General features: G+C 64.1%; 13 protein-coding genes. 7 read left to right on the forward strand and 6 right to left on the reverse strand.

From position 1 onward, the window contains the following. Nucleotides 1–123: 123 nt before the first annotated feature. The 5 genes from ruvB to AC0L21_RS30390 form a co-directional block, all read right to left on the reverse strand. On the reverse strand, nucleotides 124–1,176 hold the full coding sequence (gene ruvB / locus AC0L21_RS30370; protein WP_354063120.1) for a Holliday junction branch migration DNA helicase RuvB: 1,053 nt from the start codon (nucleotides 1,174–1,176) through the stop codon (nucleotides 124–126). Continuing rightward, on the reverse strand, nucleotides 1,173–1,703 hold the full coding sequence (locus AC0L21_RS30375) for a hypothetical protein (protein ID WP_473265322.1): 531 nt from the start codon (nucleotides 1,701–1,703) through the stop codon (nucleotides 1,173–1,175). The genes ruvB and AC0L21_RS30375 overlap by 4 nt, the downstream gene beginning before the upstream one ends. After that, a complete protein-coding gene (gene ruvA / locus AC0L21_RS30380; protein ID WP_027515524.1) occupies nucleotides 1,700–2,317 on the reverse strand; it encodes a Holliday junction branch migration protein RuvA in 618 nt (205 codons plus the stop codon). Before ruvA ends, AC0L21_RS30375 begins: the two co-directional genes overlap by 4 nt. Further along, nucleotides 2,314–2,841, reverse strand: a complete 528-nt coding sequence (gene ruvC / locus AC0L21_RS30385) for a crossover junction endodeoxyribonuclease RuvC (protein WP_007599969.1) — start codon at nucleotides 2,839–2,841, stop codon at nucleotides 2,314–2,316. The genes ruvA and ruvC overlap by 4 nt, the downstream gene beginning before the upstream one ends. Before the next feature lie 71 nt (nucleotides 2,842–2,912). Beyond that, nucleotides 2,913–3,659 carry a YebC/PmpR family DNA-binding transcriptional regulator gene (locus tag AC0L21_RS30390; protein ID WP_027515523.1) on the reverse strand — a complete coding sequence of 249 codons (747 nt, stop codon included), beginning with the start codon at nucleotides 3,657–3,659 and terminating at the stop codon, nucleotides 2,913–2,915. Nucleotides 3,660–3,863: 204 nt separating this feature from the next. Between AC0L21_RS30390 and AC0L21_RS30395 the strand changes: the two genes are divergently transcribed. Together AC0L21_RS30395 and AC0L21_RS30400 are read left to right on the forward strand one after the other, a co-directional pair. Next, on the forward strand, nucleotides 3,864–5,612 hold the full coding sequence (locus tag AC0L21_RS30395) for a methyl-accepting chemotaxis protein (RefSeq protein WP_473265324.1): 1,749 nt from the start codon (nucleotides 3,864–3,866) through the stop codon (nucleotides 5,610–5,612). 109 nt (nucleotides 5,613–5,721) lie between these two features. Beyond that, a complete protein-coding gene (locus AC0L21_RS30400; RefSeq protein WP_473265326.1) occupies nucleotides 5,722–7,146 on the forward strand; it encodes a methyl-accepting chemotaxis protein in 1,425 nt (474 codons plus the stop codon). A gap of 1,054 nt (nucleotides 7,147–8,200) precedes the next feature. Here the strand turns inward: AC0L21_RS30400 and AC0L21_RS30405 are convergent. Beyond that, a complete protein-coding gene (locus AC0L21_RS30405; protein WP_007599963.1) occupies nucleotides 8,201–8,464 on the reverse strand; it encodes a hypothetical protein in 264 nt (87 codons plus the stop codon). A 178-nt stretch (nucleotides 8,465–8,642) separates the two neighbouring features. Here AC0L21_RS30405 and AC0L21_RS30410 point away from each other — a divergent pair, with 178 nt between their 5' ends. The 5 genes from AC0L21_RS30410 (at nucleotide 8,643) to AC0L21_RS30430 (ending at nucleotide 15,564) form a co-directional block, all read left to right on the forward strand. Further along, nucleotides 8,643–8,978, forward strand: coding sequence for a hypothetical protein (locus tag AC0L21_RS30410; protein WP_473265329.1), 336 nt, complete (start codon nucleotides 8,643–8,645; stop codon nucleotides 8,976–8,978). A 261-nt stretch (nucleotides 8,979–9,239) separates the two neighbouring features. After that, nucleotides 9,240–11,129, forward strand: a complete 1,890-nt coding sequence (locus tag AC0L21_RS30415; protein WP_473265331.1) for a sensor histidine kinase — start codon at nucleotides 9,240–9,242, stop codon at nucleotides 11,127–11,129. Nucleotides 11,130–11,573: 444 nt separating this feature from the next. Beyond that, complete coding sequence (locus AC0L21_RS30420) at nucleotides 11,574–12,038, forward strand: (2Fe-2S)-binding protein (protein WP_473265333.1); 465 nt, start codon at nucleotides 11,574–11,576, stop codon at nucleotides 12,036–12,038. 8 nt (nucleotides 12,039–12,046) lie between these two features. Beyond that, nucleotides 12,047–14,224 carry a xanthine dehydrogenase family protein molybdopterin-binding subunit gene (locus AC0L21_RS30425; protein WP_473265335.1) on the forward strand — a complete coding sequence of 726 codons (2,178 nt, stop codon included), beginning with the start codon at nucleotides 12,047–12,049 and terminating at the stop codon, nucleotides 14,222–14,224. After that, nucleotides 14,221–15,564 carry a c-type cytochrome gene (locus AC0L21_RS30430; protein ID WP_473265337.1) on the forward strand — a complete coding sequence of 448 codons (1,344 nt, stop codon included), beginning with the start codon at nucleotides 14,221–14,223 and terminating at the stop codon, nucleotides 15,562–15,564. The genes AC0L21_RS30425 and AC0L21_RS30430 overlap by 4 nt, the downstream gene beginning before the upstream one ends. Nucleotides 15,565–15,625 lie beyond the last annotated feature (61 nt).

Consider the following 15,625-nt stretch of genomic DNA (forward strand, 5'->3'; position numbering starts at 1 on the left):
CCGATCGTGATGCAGCTTCTTGATGCGACGCTATTGGAGCAGAAATGGGGTGCGTTTGTGCAGACCGTCTGCACGAGATGACCGGAAATTCATGATAGAAGGAGCAGGCTGCACTTGCGCAGATCAGTCATCGCTCTCGTCGGTCCCGAACAGGCCGAACTGTGCCGCCGCATCGCGCGAGGGCTCGCTGATGCCGAGATGGCGGAAGGCGTGCGAGGTGAGCAGGCGACCGCGCGGGGTGCGCTGCAGATAGCCACACTGGATCAGATAGGGCTCGATGATGTCCTCGATCGCGTCGCGCGGCTCCGACAGTGCGGCGGCCATCGTCTCGACGCCGACCGGGCCACCGCCATAGTTCTGCGCGATGGTGGTGAGGTAGCGGCGGTCCATCGCATCGAGGCCGGCGGCGTCGACCTCGAGCGCGCTCAGCGCGTGGTCGGCAATCTTGCGATCGATCCGGTCGGCATCGGCCGCCGAGGCAAAATCGCGCACGCGGCGCAGCAGCCGGCCGGCGATACGCGGCGTGCCACGGGCGCGGCGCGCGATCTCGTTGGCGCCATCTGCGCTCATGCCGACATTGAGCACGCGGGCGCCACGGGTGACGATGCTCTCAAGCTCTTCGATCGTGTAGAAATTCAACCGGATCGGAATGCCGAAGCGGTCGCGCAAGGGATTGGTGAGCAGGCCGGCGCGCGTGGTGGCGCCGACGAGGGTGAATTTCGACAGCTCGATCTTGACCGAACGCGCCGCCGGGCCTTCGCCGATGATGAGGTCGAGCTGGAAGTCCTCCATGGCGGGATAGAGCACCTCTTCCACCGCAGGGCTGAGGCGATGGATCTCGTCGATGAAGAGCACGTCGCGCTCTTCGAGATTGGTGAGGAGTGCTGCGAGATCGCCGGCCTTGGCGATCACCGGACCCGACGTGGCGCGAAAGCCGACGCCGAGCTCCTTGGCCACGATCTGCGCCAGCGTGGTCTTGCCAAGGCCCGGCGGGCCGACGAACAGCACGTGATCGAGCGCCTCGCCGCGCTTGCGCGCCGCCTCAATGAAGATGGACAGATTCTTGCGCGCCTGCTGCTGGCCGACGAAGTCGGACAACGATTGCGGGCGCAGCGCGGTGTCGCCGACATCATCGCTGCGGCGCTCGGGGGTGACCATGCGGGGAGGCGTGCTCATGCGGGCAGGATAACGCGGTGCAGAGGTTTCGCGAGCCACCAGCAGAGGCTGGCCGGCATGACAGCGGCGATGGCGAGCATGGCGGAAAGCTTCAGCGCCTCAGGCGCGGAACGGACACTCGGCAAGATCACCGCCGAGGTTTCGGCGGGCACAACGAACATGCCAAACCCGACGAAGCCGGCGGCGGCCACGGCCGCGGCGAGCCACGCCATCCAGATCATGTTGAGGTCGGCGTAGACCGCAGCCAGCGCGAAGATCAAGCCGGCGGCGACTGCGGGAAGGAACGAGGCGAGAATCGTGGCGATGGCCAGCAGCACGATCGCGACCGAAACCAGGGTGCGCAGCGCCTCCAGCTGGACGAGCTCAAGAAACATCTGCAGCACCGCGGCACCGAGCGTCGTCACCATCACCGAAACCAGCGCGGCGACCGTCAGCGGCCCCACAACGGCGAAGATCACGACGATACCGGCCACGCGCGAAAGGCGACAAAAAAGAACGGCGGCGGGATTGGCGCGGGCCGCACTCACTTCGACAGCTCCTTCAGGCCGAGCCGGATGAGCTGCGCGGTCTCGGCGCTCTCGCCCGCGCTGCGCGATGCCGATGCGATCGCGGCGGCAGCTTGCGGCTGGCCGTAGCCGAGATTGACCAGCGCAGAGATCGCGTCCGCCACGGGCCGCGGCGCGCGCTGATCGTCGACGGCACCGGCGAGATGCACCACGGCCGGATCGACATTGGCGAAGGCCGGCGCCTTGTCCTTCAGTTCAGTGACGATGCGCTCGGCGACTTTGGGGCCGACACCGGGCGTGCGCGCCACCGCGGCCTTATCGCGCAACGCGATGGCGTTGGCGAGGTCGGACGGCTGTAGCGTGCCGAGCACGGCAAGCGCGACCTTGGCGCCGACACCCTGCACGGTCTGGAGCAGGCGAAACCATTCGCGCTCCTGGTCGCTGCGGAAGCCGAACAGTTTGATCTGATCCTCGCGAACATAGGTCTCGATCGACAGCACGGCGGCCTCGCCCGGCGAGGGCAGATGCTGCAGCGTGCGCGTCGAACAATGCACCTGATAACCGACACCGCCGACATCGAGGATCACGAAATCCTCGCCGTAAGAATCGATCAGGCCCTTGAGCTTGCCGATCATAAGCCTGCCACCTTCAGCCGCAGCGCGGTGCTCTGGCGATGATGGGCATGGGTGATGGCAATGGCGAGCGCGTCGGCGGCGTCCGCGGACGGCGGATCGGCCTTGGGCAGCAGAATCTTGAGCATCATCGCGATCTGCTGCTTGTCGGCGTGGCCGGCGCCGACCACCGTCTTTTTCACCTGGTTCGGCGCGTATTCGGCAACAGAGATCCCGAACATCGCGGGCGCGAGCATGGCGACGCCGCGGGCCTGGCCGAGCTTCAGCGTCGCGACGCCGTCCTTGTTGACGAAAGTCTGCTCGACCGCGGCTTCCATCGGCTTGTGACCGGACAGGACAGCGGCGAGCCCCTCATGGATCGCGAGCAGCCGGCTCGCCAGCGGCAAATCGTCCGGCGGCTCCACCGAACCACAGGCGACGTAGATCAGGCGGTTGCCCTCGGCCTCGATCACGCCCCAGCCGGTGCGGCGCAGGCCAGGGTCGATGCCGATGATGCGAACGGGGCCACGAATCGGGAGCGTCGTCATGGCCCAGTGATAGCGGCTGGCCGCCGTGGGGGAAACAGAAACGGAACGGAAGTAACAGGGGAAGTGTCCCCTTACCCGCCCATCTTCGCCAGCAGCGCGTCCGACACCTCGAAATTGGCGTAGACGTGCTGGACGTCGTCGTGCTCGTTGAGCAGGTCCATCAGCTTCAACAGCTTCTCGCCGGTCTCGTCGTCGACCGCGACCGTGTTCTGCGGTTTCCAGATCAGCGCGGCCTTGCGCGGCTCGCCGAACTTGGCTTCCAGCGCCTTGGCGACGTCGCGATAGCCTTCGGTCGAGGCGTAGATCTCGTGGCCGCCTTCGCTCGAGATCACGTCATCGGCACCGGCCTCGATCGCCGCATCGAGCACCGCATCGTCGGAGGCGACGCTGCGGTCGTATTCGACGATGCCGGTGCGGTCGAACATGAAGGAGACCGAGCCGGTTTCACCGAGATTGCCGCCGGACTTGGTGAAGAAGGAGCGGATGTCGGAAGCCGCGCGGTTGCGATTGTCGGTCAGCGCCTCGACGATGACGGCAACGCCGCCGGGGCCGTAACCCTCGTAACGGATCTCGTCATAATTCTCGCCGTCATTGCCGAGCGCCTTCTTGACGGCGCGCTCGATATTGTCCTTCGGCATGTTCTCCTGGCGCGCCGCGGTGATGGCCGCACGCAGGCGCGGGTTCATGTTGGGGTCGGGCGTCCCCAGCTTGGCCGCGACGGTGATTTCCCGCGCCAGCTTGCCGAACAGTTTCGACTTCTGGGCATCCTGCCGCCCCTTGCGGTGCATGATGTTCTTGAATTGGGAATGTCCGGCCATGCGTGATCTTCTCTAGGGAACCGTGCGCCAAGGTGAGCGTGGGAAGCGCGGCCTTATAGGCCGCCACCCCACTGGAAAGAAAGAGGCTCTACGACTTTAAGGTAACACCGTATGGGCCCGTGCCTAGATGTCAGGCATCGTTAACCCTGATTTCATTCCAGCCTGCGAAAATTGCCTCGACCGTCCCCCGACAAGAGAGACCTGATGGCGTTCGGACTATTTCGGAAGCGTCTGCCGGACATAGCTGCAACTGCGGCTGCCCCGCAGGCTGCGCAGCCGGCGGCCCATTCCGAGCCCGCCGCGGCCGTCGAAGGTGATTCGGCCAAGGAAATCCTGGAACTGCTGGAACTCGAGCTGGGCGCCATGATTCGCCAGCTCGAGCGCGCCGCCAATTCGGTGGCCGGCGGCGCCGAGGCGACCGCCACGACGCTTGCCGCCATCCGCGACCGCACCGACGCACTGACCGGCCGGACCAATGCCGCGCAATCGAATGCCTCCACCTTCGCCCATGCCGCCGACAAATTCACCCAGTCCGCGCTGGGCATCGGGGCGCAGGTCCGCGAGGCCGGCAAGCTCGCCGACGAGGCCAGCGCCGCGGCGCAGGAAGCCCGCGCCAATGTCGATCGCTTGCGCGAATCCTCGGCCGCCATCGGCAACGTCGTCAATCTGATCGCGCAGATCGCGCGGCAGACGACGCTGCTCGCGCTCAACTCGACCATCGAGGCCGCGCGTGCGGGCGCGGCGGGAAGAGGCTTTGCGGTCGTCGCCACCGAGGTCAAGGCACTCGCGGTGCAGACCCAGGGTGCGACAGAGGAGATCACCAGGAAGATCGACGCGCTGCAGCGCGATGCCGCCGGCTCCGCGGATGCGGTGCACCGCATCTCGCAGGCGATCGAGGCCATCCGCCCGGTATTCGAGACCGTCAACGGCGCGGTCGCTGAACAGAACGCCACCACCAGCGAAGTCTCCGGCAACGCAACCAACGCGTCGGAGTTCATCATCTCGGTCGGCGAGAGCGCAGCCGAGATCGATGCCGCGACCAAGGCGGCCGAGAGCCACGGCGAGAACGTCGCCAGCGCAGGCAAGGCCGTGACCGCCTTCGCCCAGAAACTGAAATCGCGTTGCGCCGTGCTGCTGCGCCAGAGCGAGCACGACGACCGCCGCAAGACCGAGCGGCTGCCCTGCCATCTGAAGCTCGAAACCGCCCGCGGGGTGCTGCCGGTCTACGAGATATCGATGGACGGCGTGCTGATCGGCGGCGCGGAGGCGGGCCGCCTTGCATCGCAAGCCATGGTCGAAGGCAGCCTCGAGGGTGTCGGCGCCTGCCGCCTGCGCGTGGTCGAGCAATCCAAGGCCGGCGCCCGCGCGCAATTCGTCAATCCCGATGCCGCGCTCAACGAGAAGATCGAGGACCGGCTCTGGTCGATCCACGAAGAAAACACCGAGTTCGTCACCCGCGCCATGGAGGCGGGTAACGCGCTGACCGCGATCTTCGAGCAGGCGGTTGCCCGCGGCGAGGTGAAGATCGAGGACCTCTTCGACACCGACTACGCCGAAATCGCCGGAACCAATCCGCAGCAGTACCGCACCCGATATCTGGACTGGGCCGACCGCGCTCTGCCGGCATTCCAGGAAGCCTTTTTGGTAAAGGACCCGCGCTTGGCGTTCTGCGCCATGGTCGATCGCAACGGCTTCCTGCCGGTGCACAACAGGATCTACTCGCATCCGCAGCGGCCGGGCGATGCTGCCTGGAACACGGCCAACAGCCGTAACCGGCGGATGTTCAACGATCCGGCGGGGTTGGCCGCGGCGCGCAACCTGCGCTCGTATCTGGTGCAGAGCTATGCGCGCGACATGGGCAACGGCAATACCGTGATGATGCGCGAGATCGACGTTCCAATTCGCGTGCAGGGCCGGCACTGGGGCGGATTCCGGACGGCCTACAAGCTCTAGTGCGCGCTCAGGCAAGACGCCAAGGCGCGAATCACCTCTTAAGACCGGAATTGGAATGGGAATGCCGCGGAGAGCCGGCGAACGGCTCTGACTGGAGGACTCTCAAGACATGTCCGTCGTACAATTTGCAGTACTGGACACCGGCTCCAACCGAACGCTTGCCGAACGGCTGATCGATCAGCTCGCCGACCGCATCGGCGGCCTCGGCGTGGAACTCGCTGACATCGCCGGCAACGTCCAGGAAGTCGCAAGCCGCGTCGCGAACCAGTCGGAGCGGTTCCACCACCTGCAGGAAACCGCCGAGACGATGGTCTCCGCCAATCACGACATTGCCAATGCGTCGCAGGCGGTGCAAACGACCACGTCGGCGGCGGTCGGCGAGATCGCGCAATCGCGCGGCGCGGTCGACGCCGCGGTCAGCCACATCTCCGAGCTTGTCGCGGCGGTGGAGCGGATCGAAGCGCGCTTGAGCGCCGTCGGTTCGGCGCTGGCACAGGTGGCAAAGGTGTCCGGGTCGATCGAGGCGATCGCGAAGCAGACCAACCTGCTCGCGCTCAACGCCACCATCGAGGCGGCACGCGCCGGCAACGCCGGCCGCGGCTTCGCGGTGGTCGCAAGCGAGGTCAAGAACCTCGCGGAAGCCACCCGCCGGGCCACACACCAGATCTCCGACACCATGCGCGATCTCGACGGCCAGATCGAAGGCCTGATCGGCGAGAGCAGCGATGCCTCGCAGCGCGCAAAGACCGCCGGCGAAGGCGCCCAGCGGATCTCCGGCATCATCTCGCGGGTCCAGCAGGGCTTCGCCTCCGTGGAGGCGGAGATCGGCAGCGTCACGCGCGCGGCGACCTCCAATCTCGGACACTGCGACACCGTCATCAGCGAGCTCAACGAGCTCGCCAAGGGCGTCGACCTCTCCTCGCGCGATCTCAAGAACGCCGATCAGCGCGTGACCAAGCTGCTCGATACGTCCGAAGGCCTGATCGCACTGATCGCCGACAGCGGCGTGGAGACATCCGATGCGCCGCTGATCCGCGTAGTCGTCGAGACCGCCAAGCGGATCTCCGACGAGTTCGAAGCCGCCATCGGCCGCGGCGAGATCACGCTCGACCAGTTCATGGACGAGAACTACCGGGAAATCCCCGGCACCGATCCCAAGCAGTACAACACTGACTACGTCGAATTCACCGACCGCGCGCTGCCCGCGATCCAGGATTCGATTCAGAAGTCCGATCCCCGCATCGTGTTCTGCGTCGCCTGGGCCAAGGGCGGCTATCTGCCGACCCACAACCCGAACTACCGCCTGCCGCAGGGCAAGGACCCGGTCTGGAATAACGCCAATTGCCGCAACCGCCGCCTGTTCACCGACCGCGCGGTGCAGAAGGTCGCGGCCAACACCAAGCCGTTCCTGCTGCAGACCTATCGCCGCGACATGGGCGGCGGTCAGTTCGTGCTGATGAAGGACCTGTCCTCGCCGATCATGATCCGCGGCAAGCATTGGGGCGCCTTCCGGATGGGCTTTCGGCAGAGCTGAGGACCGCTCCAGCGGCCCTTGGAGTCGAAAACCTGAAAAACAACCCCATGCACAGTAGCCAGGGCGAGCAGAATCAATGGCTTAAGTGCCGGACGAATCCATGGCTTAGGCGGCTCGTAAAGCGGTTGCGCCGTCGGGCAAAACAGGTGCATACTGCTATTATTCCGAAATCTTCAACCCCTCCTCTTCCCTTCTCCCCTTCCGAGAGAAGCCGATTTCGATAGGCCGCACGCTGTACGGCCTTCCGGGCCTACGCTGAGGTGGCCCGGTAGCTGTGCGTGCCAAATCAACGGACTACTTCTTTTGCTCTGTGGTCGTCGCAGTGGCCGGGGTGCCGTCGCGAGCGTCCCGTCGCTCGTCGCGTCCTGTACGCCGTGCTTGCCGCCGCTCCGTGCGGCCGGCGCGGCGCTCCTGGCGGCGCTCTGTTCGCCCGCTACGTCGCTCCTGGCGGCGTTCTGTGCCCGACTTGGGCGCGTCGGCTGGCGGCGTCGCAGGCGCGGCGGCTGGCGCAGTGGTTTGGGCCACCGCCTCTGAAGCTGCAAAAATTGAGGAGGAGGCCACAAACCCAAACACCGCTGCGCATCCAAGGAAAGTGAGTGCGTTGCGACGACAGACCTGTTTCGGCTCCGAACGTTCATTCATGTTCAGGCTCCCGGTTGCTGCCCCGTCAGAGCATGTCACCAGCGCCGGTCCCCGACTTATTGATCTGGATCAACTTCGCCGGGCGCTTCAAGCCACGTTGGGATTTCGGTCGATGGGATCGACACTCTCGGAAAGTGAGGGATGATAGTCCCTGCAGTGACGATCAGTCCGTCGTTGAATTTGGTTCGCGCAAAATCCTTAGCTGCTGCTTCGCTTTCAAACGTGTTCGTTAGACGCGGGTGTCGCCGTCTTGACAGTGTGCCGTCCGGCGGCACTTCAAAAGTGACGTACCAAGTGTGCTTCATGCCCTAATGCCGCCCCGGCGGTACTAGTGCCTATCCCCGCCAGACCAAGAAAAGCCGCCACCGGGACGAAACGATGACGGCTTCTTGCTGGCTTGCGAAACCGGCCTTTACCGCCCGGCTCCAACGCGATTGACGCCACCATTCGCATTGCCACCGGCGTTGTGGCGGACTGCGGCGCGGGCCACCGGGCGCGGCCTGAGCACGACGCCTGCCCGGGCAACGCAACCCGCCGGATATTCTACGTACTGGCAGTAAATCACCGCCTTGGCTGGGGTTGGACTAAGCGACAGGGTTGCAAGCCCAAGCAGGCCGCTGGCGGCAATGCCCGCGACCGTCGCTGACTTGATCGAAAGAAGCTTCCTCGGATGCATGGCGGACCTCCCTCTTCGCACTTGCGTCACCGAAGGGTGACGGAAGCCGCCTCAGGTGCGGCTGAGCATAGCGTAGGCGTCGCAGTGCGCGGGTTCGATTGATCTACATCAACCTCACGCGCAGAGTGAGCCGCAATCTCGCGAGCGGGGCTCAATGAATTCATGGAAGGGTTCCATCATGCTCCGCTATATTCTCGCTCCTCTTGCCGCCTTCGTTTTGCTCATCGTCTGCTTGACCCCCGATGATGCCGAGGCTCGGCGCGGCGGAGGTGCCTATCGGGGTGGCGGCGGTTACCGCGGCGGTGCGGTCGCGGTTCGAGGACCGCGGGGCGGCGGCGCTGTCGCAGTGCGCGGCGCAGGCTACCGTGGCTACGGCTATCGTGGCGGTTATCGCGGCTACGGCTATCGGGGCTACGGTGTGGGAGCGGCAGCGGTAGGCGCGGCTGCCCTTGGCACTGCTGCGTACCGCCGCAGCTGCTACGATGCTTACGGGAACTATATTTGCGCCTATTAATCCGTGGCGACGCGCGATAGCGCGGGTTGCCCTCTGTGCGCGCAAACGCTGACGGTGACCGTCCGATGATGGCGACCTGCGTCATCGGTCTGCAGGTACTCTGGGCGACGCGGCCTATTGCAGGGACCGCGCGACCGCGTCGCTATGAACTCTTGCGGACCTGTTTGTGTCAGAATTGCCCCGCAGTTTCCCTTGTCTCCGCTTGTTGATAATCTGATCGAGCGGATACGGTACTCCACTTGGATCGGGGCTCGGAGTGCGATGCTTTTCTGGCTGTCTCGCTCATGGCGAACCTGTCGCGCGCGGAGCCTCACCGTTGCGTTGACCATCGCATTGTTGATCGCGACGACAAGCCAAAGTGCGGCAGTTGATCCACAGCCAAAGCGAGTACTGATGCTGCATTCATTCGGTCTTAGGTTCAGACCTTGGACTGATTATTCGGAAGCCCTTCGCGCCGAGCTGAGCCGCCGGGCATCCATTGAATTTCAAGACCAATCGCTGCTGAATGCCCGGCGAAGCAGCGACAAGTCAGACGCCCCCTTTGTCGAGTATCTTCGTTCCCTCAATATAGACCAGCCGCCCGACCTGATCGTCGCGATCGGTGCGCCTGCTGCCAATTTCGTGCAGGCTCATCGCAAAGACCTCTTTCCAACTACGCCGATGCTGTACACTCTGGTAGAGCGACGCCGCGTCGACTTCGATAAATTGACCAAGTACGACACCGTCGTGGCAATCACGAACGACGATCGTGTTTTCTTTGAAAATATCCTGCAGGTCCTACCTCAAACAACTACGATTGCCATCGTAGTCGGTGCTTCGCCGAGCGAAACCTGGTGGCGTAACGAGGTCGCCAAGTCCACCGTGCGGTTCGCGGATCGTGTCCATTTTCGATGGTACAACGAGCTCTCGTTCGAAGACATGCTCAAGGATGCCGGCAACCTTCCGCCGCACAGTGCTATTTTCTGGATTGGATTGAATGTCGATGCGGCGGGAGTGGCGCATGAGGGCAACAGTGCGTTTACCCGATTTTACACCGTAGCCAATGCGCCCATCTTTTTTCACGACGAAAGTTTTTTTGGAGAGGGCATCGTCGGTGGACCAATGCAGGTCGTTTCCAGACAAAGCAAGCAGGCGGCGGAAGTCGCGCTTCGCATCCTTAACGGCGAAAATGTCGCCGACATCAAGCCGACTTTTGTCCCGCTGGCCGCGCCTATGTTTGACTGGCGGCAACTGCAGCGGTGGGGGATTTCCCAAAGCAGACTGCCGCCTGACAGCACGGTTTACTTCCGGGAGCCCACGTTGTGGGAGCGATATCGGTGGCAAATCACGTTCACTATCGCGCTTGTCCTCGCGCAAGCGGGACTGATCGCGCTTTTGCTGTTTGAGCATCGTCGGCGTCAATTCGCCGAAGTACAGTCGCGACAGCGCATGGCTGAACTGGCCCACGTCAATCGCTTCGCGACCGCTGGCGAACTGACCGCTTCGATTGCTCACGAGATCAACCAGCCGCTCGGGTCTATTCTGACGAACGCCGAAACCGCAGCCGCGATCCTGCAATCGCAGCGTCCCGATATCGCTGCACTTTCCGATGTTGTTGAACTCAGGGAAATCGTGAACGATATTTTACAGGATGACCGGCGTGCCACCGAGGTCATTCGCAGGATGCGCAGCCTCCTAAAGAAGGCGCCGTTCGAATTGAAGCAACTGGACCTCAATGAGGTTGTGCAAGAGACGATCAGATTTCTTTCGGCGCTAACCGTCAGCCGAAAATTCGAAATGGCCACCGTGATCACGGCGGATGCGCTACCGATCCTCGGCGACCGCATTCAGCTTCAACAGGTTGTTCTGAACCTTGTAATGAACGGCATCGAGGCGATGAAGGATATGCCGCCTGAACATCGCAGCATCAGCATTCGGACTTCGCGCGTTGAGAAGTTTGCGGAGTTATCCGTGTCGGATCGCGGGCCCGGCATTACCGAAGATAAACTAAACGAGGTTTTCGAACCGTTTTACACCAGCAAAGCGGAAGGCATGGGCATGGGCTTGTCCATTGCACGCACCATTATCGACGCGCACAACGGGTTCATATCAGCGAGAAATCGGGAGCACGGCGGTGCCTCGTTCACGATCAGGCTTCCCTTTGTCGGCTGATCACAACGGCGGCCATACGCGGAGACCGACCCCTCACCCGAGTGAGCCTGCGTCTACCGGCGTCGCGGCCCTCTCCCACAAGGGGAGAGGGCACAACAATGAGCCGCTGCAATTGATCCCGTCAGACGTGCTCGCCGTCTGACTTCCACAATCGCACGACTTTCGTCATCGCATGATTTTGCGCATTCGCACGATCATCTGCGGCAATGAACGGCGCATGTGAAGAAAAAGCGTCAGAAAATGACGCTTATCATATCAATTAGCCTAAAATCACCGCAGCGATCGCCGCACAAATTCGTGAACGTCATGGCCTGACGCGTTCGCTCCGCAAATATGCATTGCCGAAAATGTCGACGCTTCATCGTTTCGCATCGATATGATTATTGTGCGCGCGAATTCGATGACTAGATCGCCGCAAGCGATCGAGCGAGCAAGGGGATGCATATGGCAACTGTTCTCACCATCAACGGCGAAACGAAATCGTTCGACGCGCCACCTGACATGCCGCTGCTGTGGGTGCTGCGCGACGTCCTCGGGATGACCGGCACCAAGTTCGGCTGCGGCATCGCGCAGTGCGGCGCCTGCACGGTGCACGTCGATGGCAAGGCAGTCCGCTCCTGCGTCTTGCCGGTCAGCGCGGTCGCGAACCGCGCCATCACGACGATCGAGCATGTCGGCAGCACACCGGCGGGCGCAAAGGTGCAGAAGGCCTGGCTCGATGCCGAAGTGATCCAGTGCGGTTACTGCCAGTCCGGCCAGATCATGGCGGCCGCGGCGCTGCTGGCGGCAACGCCAACCCCCGACGACTCCGACATCGACGCCGCGATGGCGGGCAACATCTGCCGCTGCGGCACCTATGTGCGCATCCGCGAGGCCATCAAGCAGGCGGCCTCCGCCCGTCAGTCGTGAGGTCCGCCATGATCGCCGACAAGACTCTTCCCGAGGTCTCCCGCCGCTCGCTGCTGACTGGCGGTCTCGCAACCGGTTTCCTGCTCGCCTTCCATCTGCCGCTGCGCGCCGCCGTCAACGAGCCTGAGCAGCCGCGCGATACCACCGACGGCAAGTTCGCGCCGAACGCCTTCATCCGGATCGAGGAGACCGGCCGCACCGTTCTCCTGATGCCGCAGGTCGAGATGGGCCAGGGCGTCTATACCTCGATCTCGATGATCCTGGCCGAAGAGCTCGATGCCGATTGGGCAAAGGTCGCGGTGCTGCACGCGCCGCCCAACGACCAGCTCTACGCCAATCCCGCCTTTGGCCTGCAGGCGACCGGCGGTTCGACCTCGATCCGTGCTTGGTGGAAACCATTGCGCTCAGCCGGCGCCAGCGCGCGGGCGATGCTGGTGCAGGCTGCCGCGGCGCAGTGGCAGGTCGAGCCTGCAAGCTGCTCGACATCGAAGGGCGAGGTCGTGCATGCCGCAAGCGGGCGCAGCCTGTCCTACGGTGCGCTGGCGCTCGCCGCGCAAAGCCAGACGCCGCCGAAGGACGTGCCGCTCAAAGATCCCAAGGATTTCGTGATCATCGGCCAGCCGCTGAAGCGGCTCGACACGCGAGACAAGGTCAACGGCAAGGCCGTCTACGGCATCGACGCGATCCTGCCCGGCATGAAGATCGCCGCGATCGCCAATTGCCCGGTCTTTGGCGGCAAGGTCGGCAAGGTCGACGACAGCGCGGCGGTGAAAATCCCGGGCGTGCGCAAAATCGTGGTGCTCGAGGACACGGTCGCAGTGATCGGCGACCACATGTGGGCCGCGAAGAAAGGCCTCGATGCGCTCAAGATCGAGTGGAACGAGGGACCGAACGCGAAGCTCAGCACACAGGATATCTGGCAGGATCTGCGCGCCGCCAGCGCGAAGGACGGCGTGGTCGCGAAATCGGTCGGCGACATCGCCAAGGGGCTCGCTAGCGGCGACCGGTTCGAGGCGAGCTTCGAACTGCCGTTCCTTGCGCACGCCTCGATGGAGCCGATCAACGCCACCGTTCACGTCAGGCCTGATGCCTGCGAGATCTGGACCGGCACGCAGATCATGACGCGGGTGCAGTCGGAGGCGGCGAAGGCCGCGGGCTTCCCCGTCGACAAGGTGATCGTCAACCAGCATCTGCTCGGCGGCGGCTTCGGCCGCAAGCTCGAGCCGGACATGGTGGTGGCGGCCGTGAAGATCGCAAAACAGGTCGACTACCCCGTCAAGGTGATATGGACCCGTGAGGAGGACATCCAGCACGACGTCTATCGCCCGGTCTATCGCGACCAGGTCACGGCATCGCTGGTCGACGGCAAGGTCGCGGCCTGGAAGTACAAGGTCGCCGGCTCGGCGGTGATTGCGCGCTGGCTGCCGCCGGCGTTCCAGAAGGGTATCGACATCGACGCGGTCGATGCCGCCGTGGATGCGCCCTACGATTTCGCCGACTTCCATGTCGAATATGTCCGCGCCGAACCGCCGGCGGTGCCCACCGGCTTCTGGCGCGGCGTCGGTCCGAACAACAACGTGTTCGCGGTCGAATGCGCTATGGACGAGCTGGCGCGCAAGGCCGGCAAGGACCCCGTCGAATTCCGCCGCTCGATGCTGACGAAGAATCCGCGCATGCTCGCGGTGCTCAATCTCGCCGCCGAGAAATCCGGCTGGGGCCAACCGCTGCCACCGCGGGTCGGCCGCGGCATCTGCGTGCAGCCGTCGTTTGCGAGCTTCCTCGCGACCGTGGTCGAGGCGGAGATCGACGATCTCGGCGAGATCGTGCTCCGCCGCATCGTCTCGGTGGTCGACACCGGCATCGCGGTCAACCCCGATACGGTGAAAGCGCAGATCGAAGGCGGCCTGGTGTTCGGCCTCACCGCAGCGCTCTATGGCGAGATCACCATCGAGAAGGGCCGCGTGCAGCAGTCTAACTTCCACGACTACCGCATGATGCGCATCAACGAGACACCGAAGATCGAGGTCTTCGTGGTCAAGAGCGGCGAGGCGCCCGGCGGCATCGGTGAGGCCGGCGTCAATGCCGGACCGCCGGCGCTGCGCAACGCCATTTACGCGGCAACCGGCGTCGCGCTGCGGCGCCTGCCGATCGATCGGAAACTGCTGGCTGCGGGGAAAAAAGCATGAGCGGCAAGATGCGTATCCTCACTGGCATCGTCGTGATCGCCATTGTCGCGGTGGTATCAGGCGTCTGGTTCATCCGCGGGCCCGGTCCGCTCGACTTCGCCGGCGGCACCAAGGTGGCGCTGGCGGATTACCGCGCCGGCAAGCCGGCCGGCGTGCCGGCCAGGCTGGAGAAGGCGAGCCTGGTTGAACGCGGCGAATATCTGGCGAAGGCGGCCGACTGCATGGTTTGCCACAGCAAGCCGGGCGAGAAGGATTATTCCGGCGGGCTCGGCTTCAAGCTGCCGTTCGGCACGCTTTATTCCACCAACATCACGCCGGACAAGGACACCGGCATCGGCAATTACAGCGACCAGGATTTTCTCAACGCCGTCCAGCGCGGCAAGCGCCATGACGGCGCCCGGCTTTATCCGGCGATGCCCTACACGTCCTACACCTACATGACCGACGAGGACGTGCTGGCGGTGAAGGCCTATCTGTTCAGCCTGCCGGCGGTGCGCGCGAAGCCGCCGGAGAACACGCTGTCGTTCCCGTTCAACCAGCGCTGGGCCATGATGGTCTGGTCGGCCGTGTTCAATCCCGACACGCGCTTTGCGCCTGATACGTCGAAGAGCCCGGAGTGGAATCGCGGCGCCTATCTCGTGGAGGCGCTGGCGCATTGCGGCGAATGCCACACGCCGCGCAATCTCGGCTTTGCGCTGGACAACCGCAAGAAATTCGCGGGCGCGATCACGGCCGGCTGGCGCGCCTTCAACATCTCCTCCGACAAGGCCACTGGTCTCGGGAACTGGCGCGACGAGGACCTGATCTCCTATCTGTCGCTCGGCCACGCGCCGGGCCACGGCTCGGCATCGGGGCCGATGGGTGAAGCGGTCGACCACAGTTTCAGCCAGTTCGCGCCTGAGGACATAAGCAGCGTCGTCGCCTACTTGCGCAGCGTGCCGCCGCAGCCCTCGCCCGACCTGCCCGCAACCACAGCGCCGGTCGCGCCCGCCTCGCACAAGGACGGCATCACGGCAGATCTGCGCGGCAAGAAAATGTTCGCCAGCGCCTGCGCCAGCTGCCACGGCTGGAGCGGCGAGAGCCCGGTCTCGCCGATGGCGACGCTGACCGGCACCTGGGCCGTCAACGACCCCGCCGCCATCAACGTCGCGCAGATCGTGATCTCGGGCACCAAGCGCCACACGCCGGATGGGGCGCTGTCGATGCCGGCATTCGGCAGCGCCTACAGTGATGACGAGATCGCGGCGGTGGCGAATTATGTCACGGCGCGGTTCGGTGCGAAGGGATCGAAGCTGACGGCGAAGGATGTGGCTGAGTTGAGGGAGCAGACGGCGGAGTAGGTCCCAATGTCGTCCTGGCGAAAGCCAGGACCCATTACCCCGATTGCCTGTTTGGCACGAC

It is taken from the genome of Bradyrhizobium sp. WSM4873 (assembly GCF_055811355.1).

Bases quoted from the DNA above. Each gene is read 5' to 3' on its own strand.
- ruvB (WP_354063120.1), bottom strand. From the start codon at position 1,176: ATGAGCACGCCTCCCCGCATGGTCACCCCCGAGCGCCGCAGCGATGAT.
- ruvA (WP_027515524.1), bottom strand. From the start codon at position 2,317: ATGATCGGCAAGCTCAAGGGCCTGATCGATTCTTACGGCGAGGATTTC.
- ruvC (WP_007599969.1), bottom strand. From the start codon at position 2,841: ATGACGACGCTCCCGATTCGTGGCCCCGTTCGCATCATCGGCATCGAC.
- AC0L21_RS30390 (WP_027515523.1), bottom strand. From the start codon at position 3,659: ATGGCCGGACATTCCCAATTCAAGAACATCATGCACCGCAAGGGGCGG.
- AC0L21_RS30395 (WP_473265324.1), top strand. From the start codon at position 3,864: ATGGCGTTCGGACTATTTCGGAAGCGTCTGCCGGACATAGCTGCAACT.
- AC0L21_RS30400 (WP_473265326.1), top strand. From the start codon at position 5,722: ATGTCCGTCGTACAATTTGCAGTACTGGACACCGGCTCCAACCGAACG.
- AC0L21_RS30405 (WP_007599963.1), bottom strand. From the start codon at position 8,464: ATGCATCCGAGGAAGCTTCTTTCGATCAAGTCAGCGACGGTCGCGGGC.
- AC0L21_RS30410 (WP_473265329.1), top strand. From the start codon at position 8,643: ATGCTCCGCTATATTCTCGCTCCTCTTGCCGCCTTCGTTTTGCTCATC.
- AC0L21_RS30415 (WP_473265331.1), top strand. From the start codon at position 9,240: ATGCTTTTCTGGCTGTCTCGCTCATGGCGAACCTGTCGCGCGCGGAGC.
- AC0L21_RS30420 (WP_473265333.1), top strand. From the start codon at position 11,574: ATGGCAACTGTTCTCACCATCAACGGCGAAACGAAATCGTTCGACGCG.
- AC0L21_RS30425 (WP_473265335.1), top strand. From the start codon at position 12,047: ATGATCGCCGACAAGACTCTTCCCGAGGTCTCCCGCCGCTCGCTGCTG.
- AC0L21_RS30430 (WP_473265337.1), top strand. From the start codon at position 14,221: ATGAGCGGCAAGATGCGTATCCTCACTGGCATCGTCGTGATCGCCATT.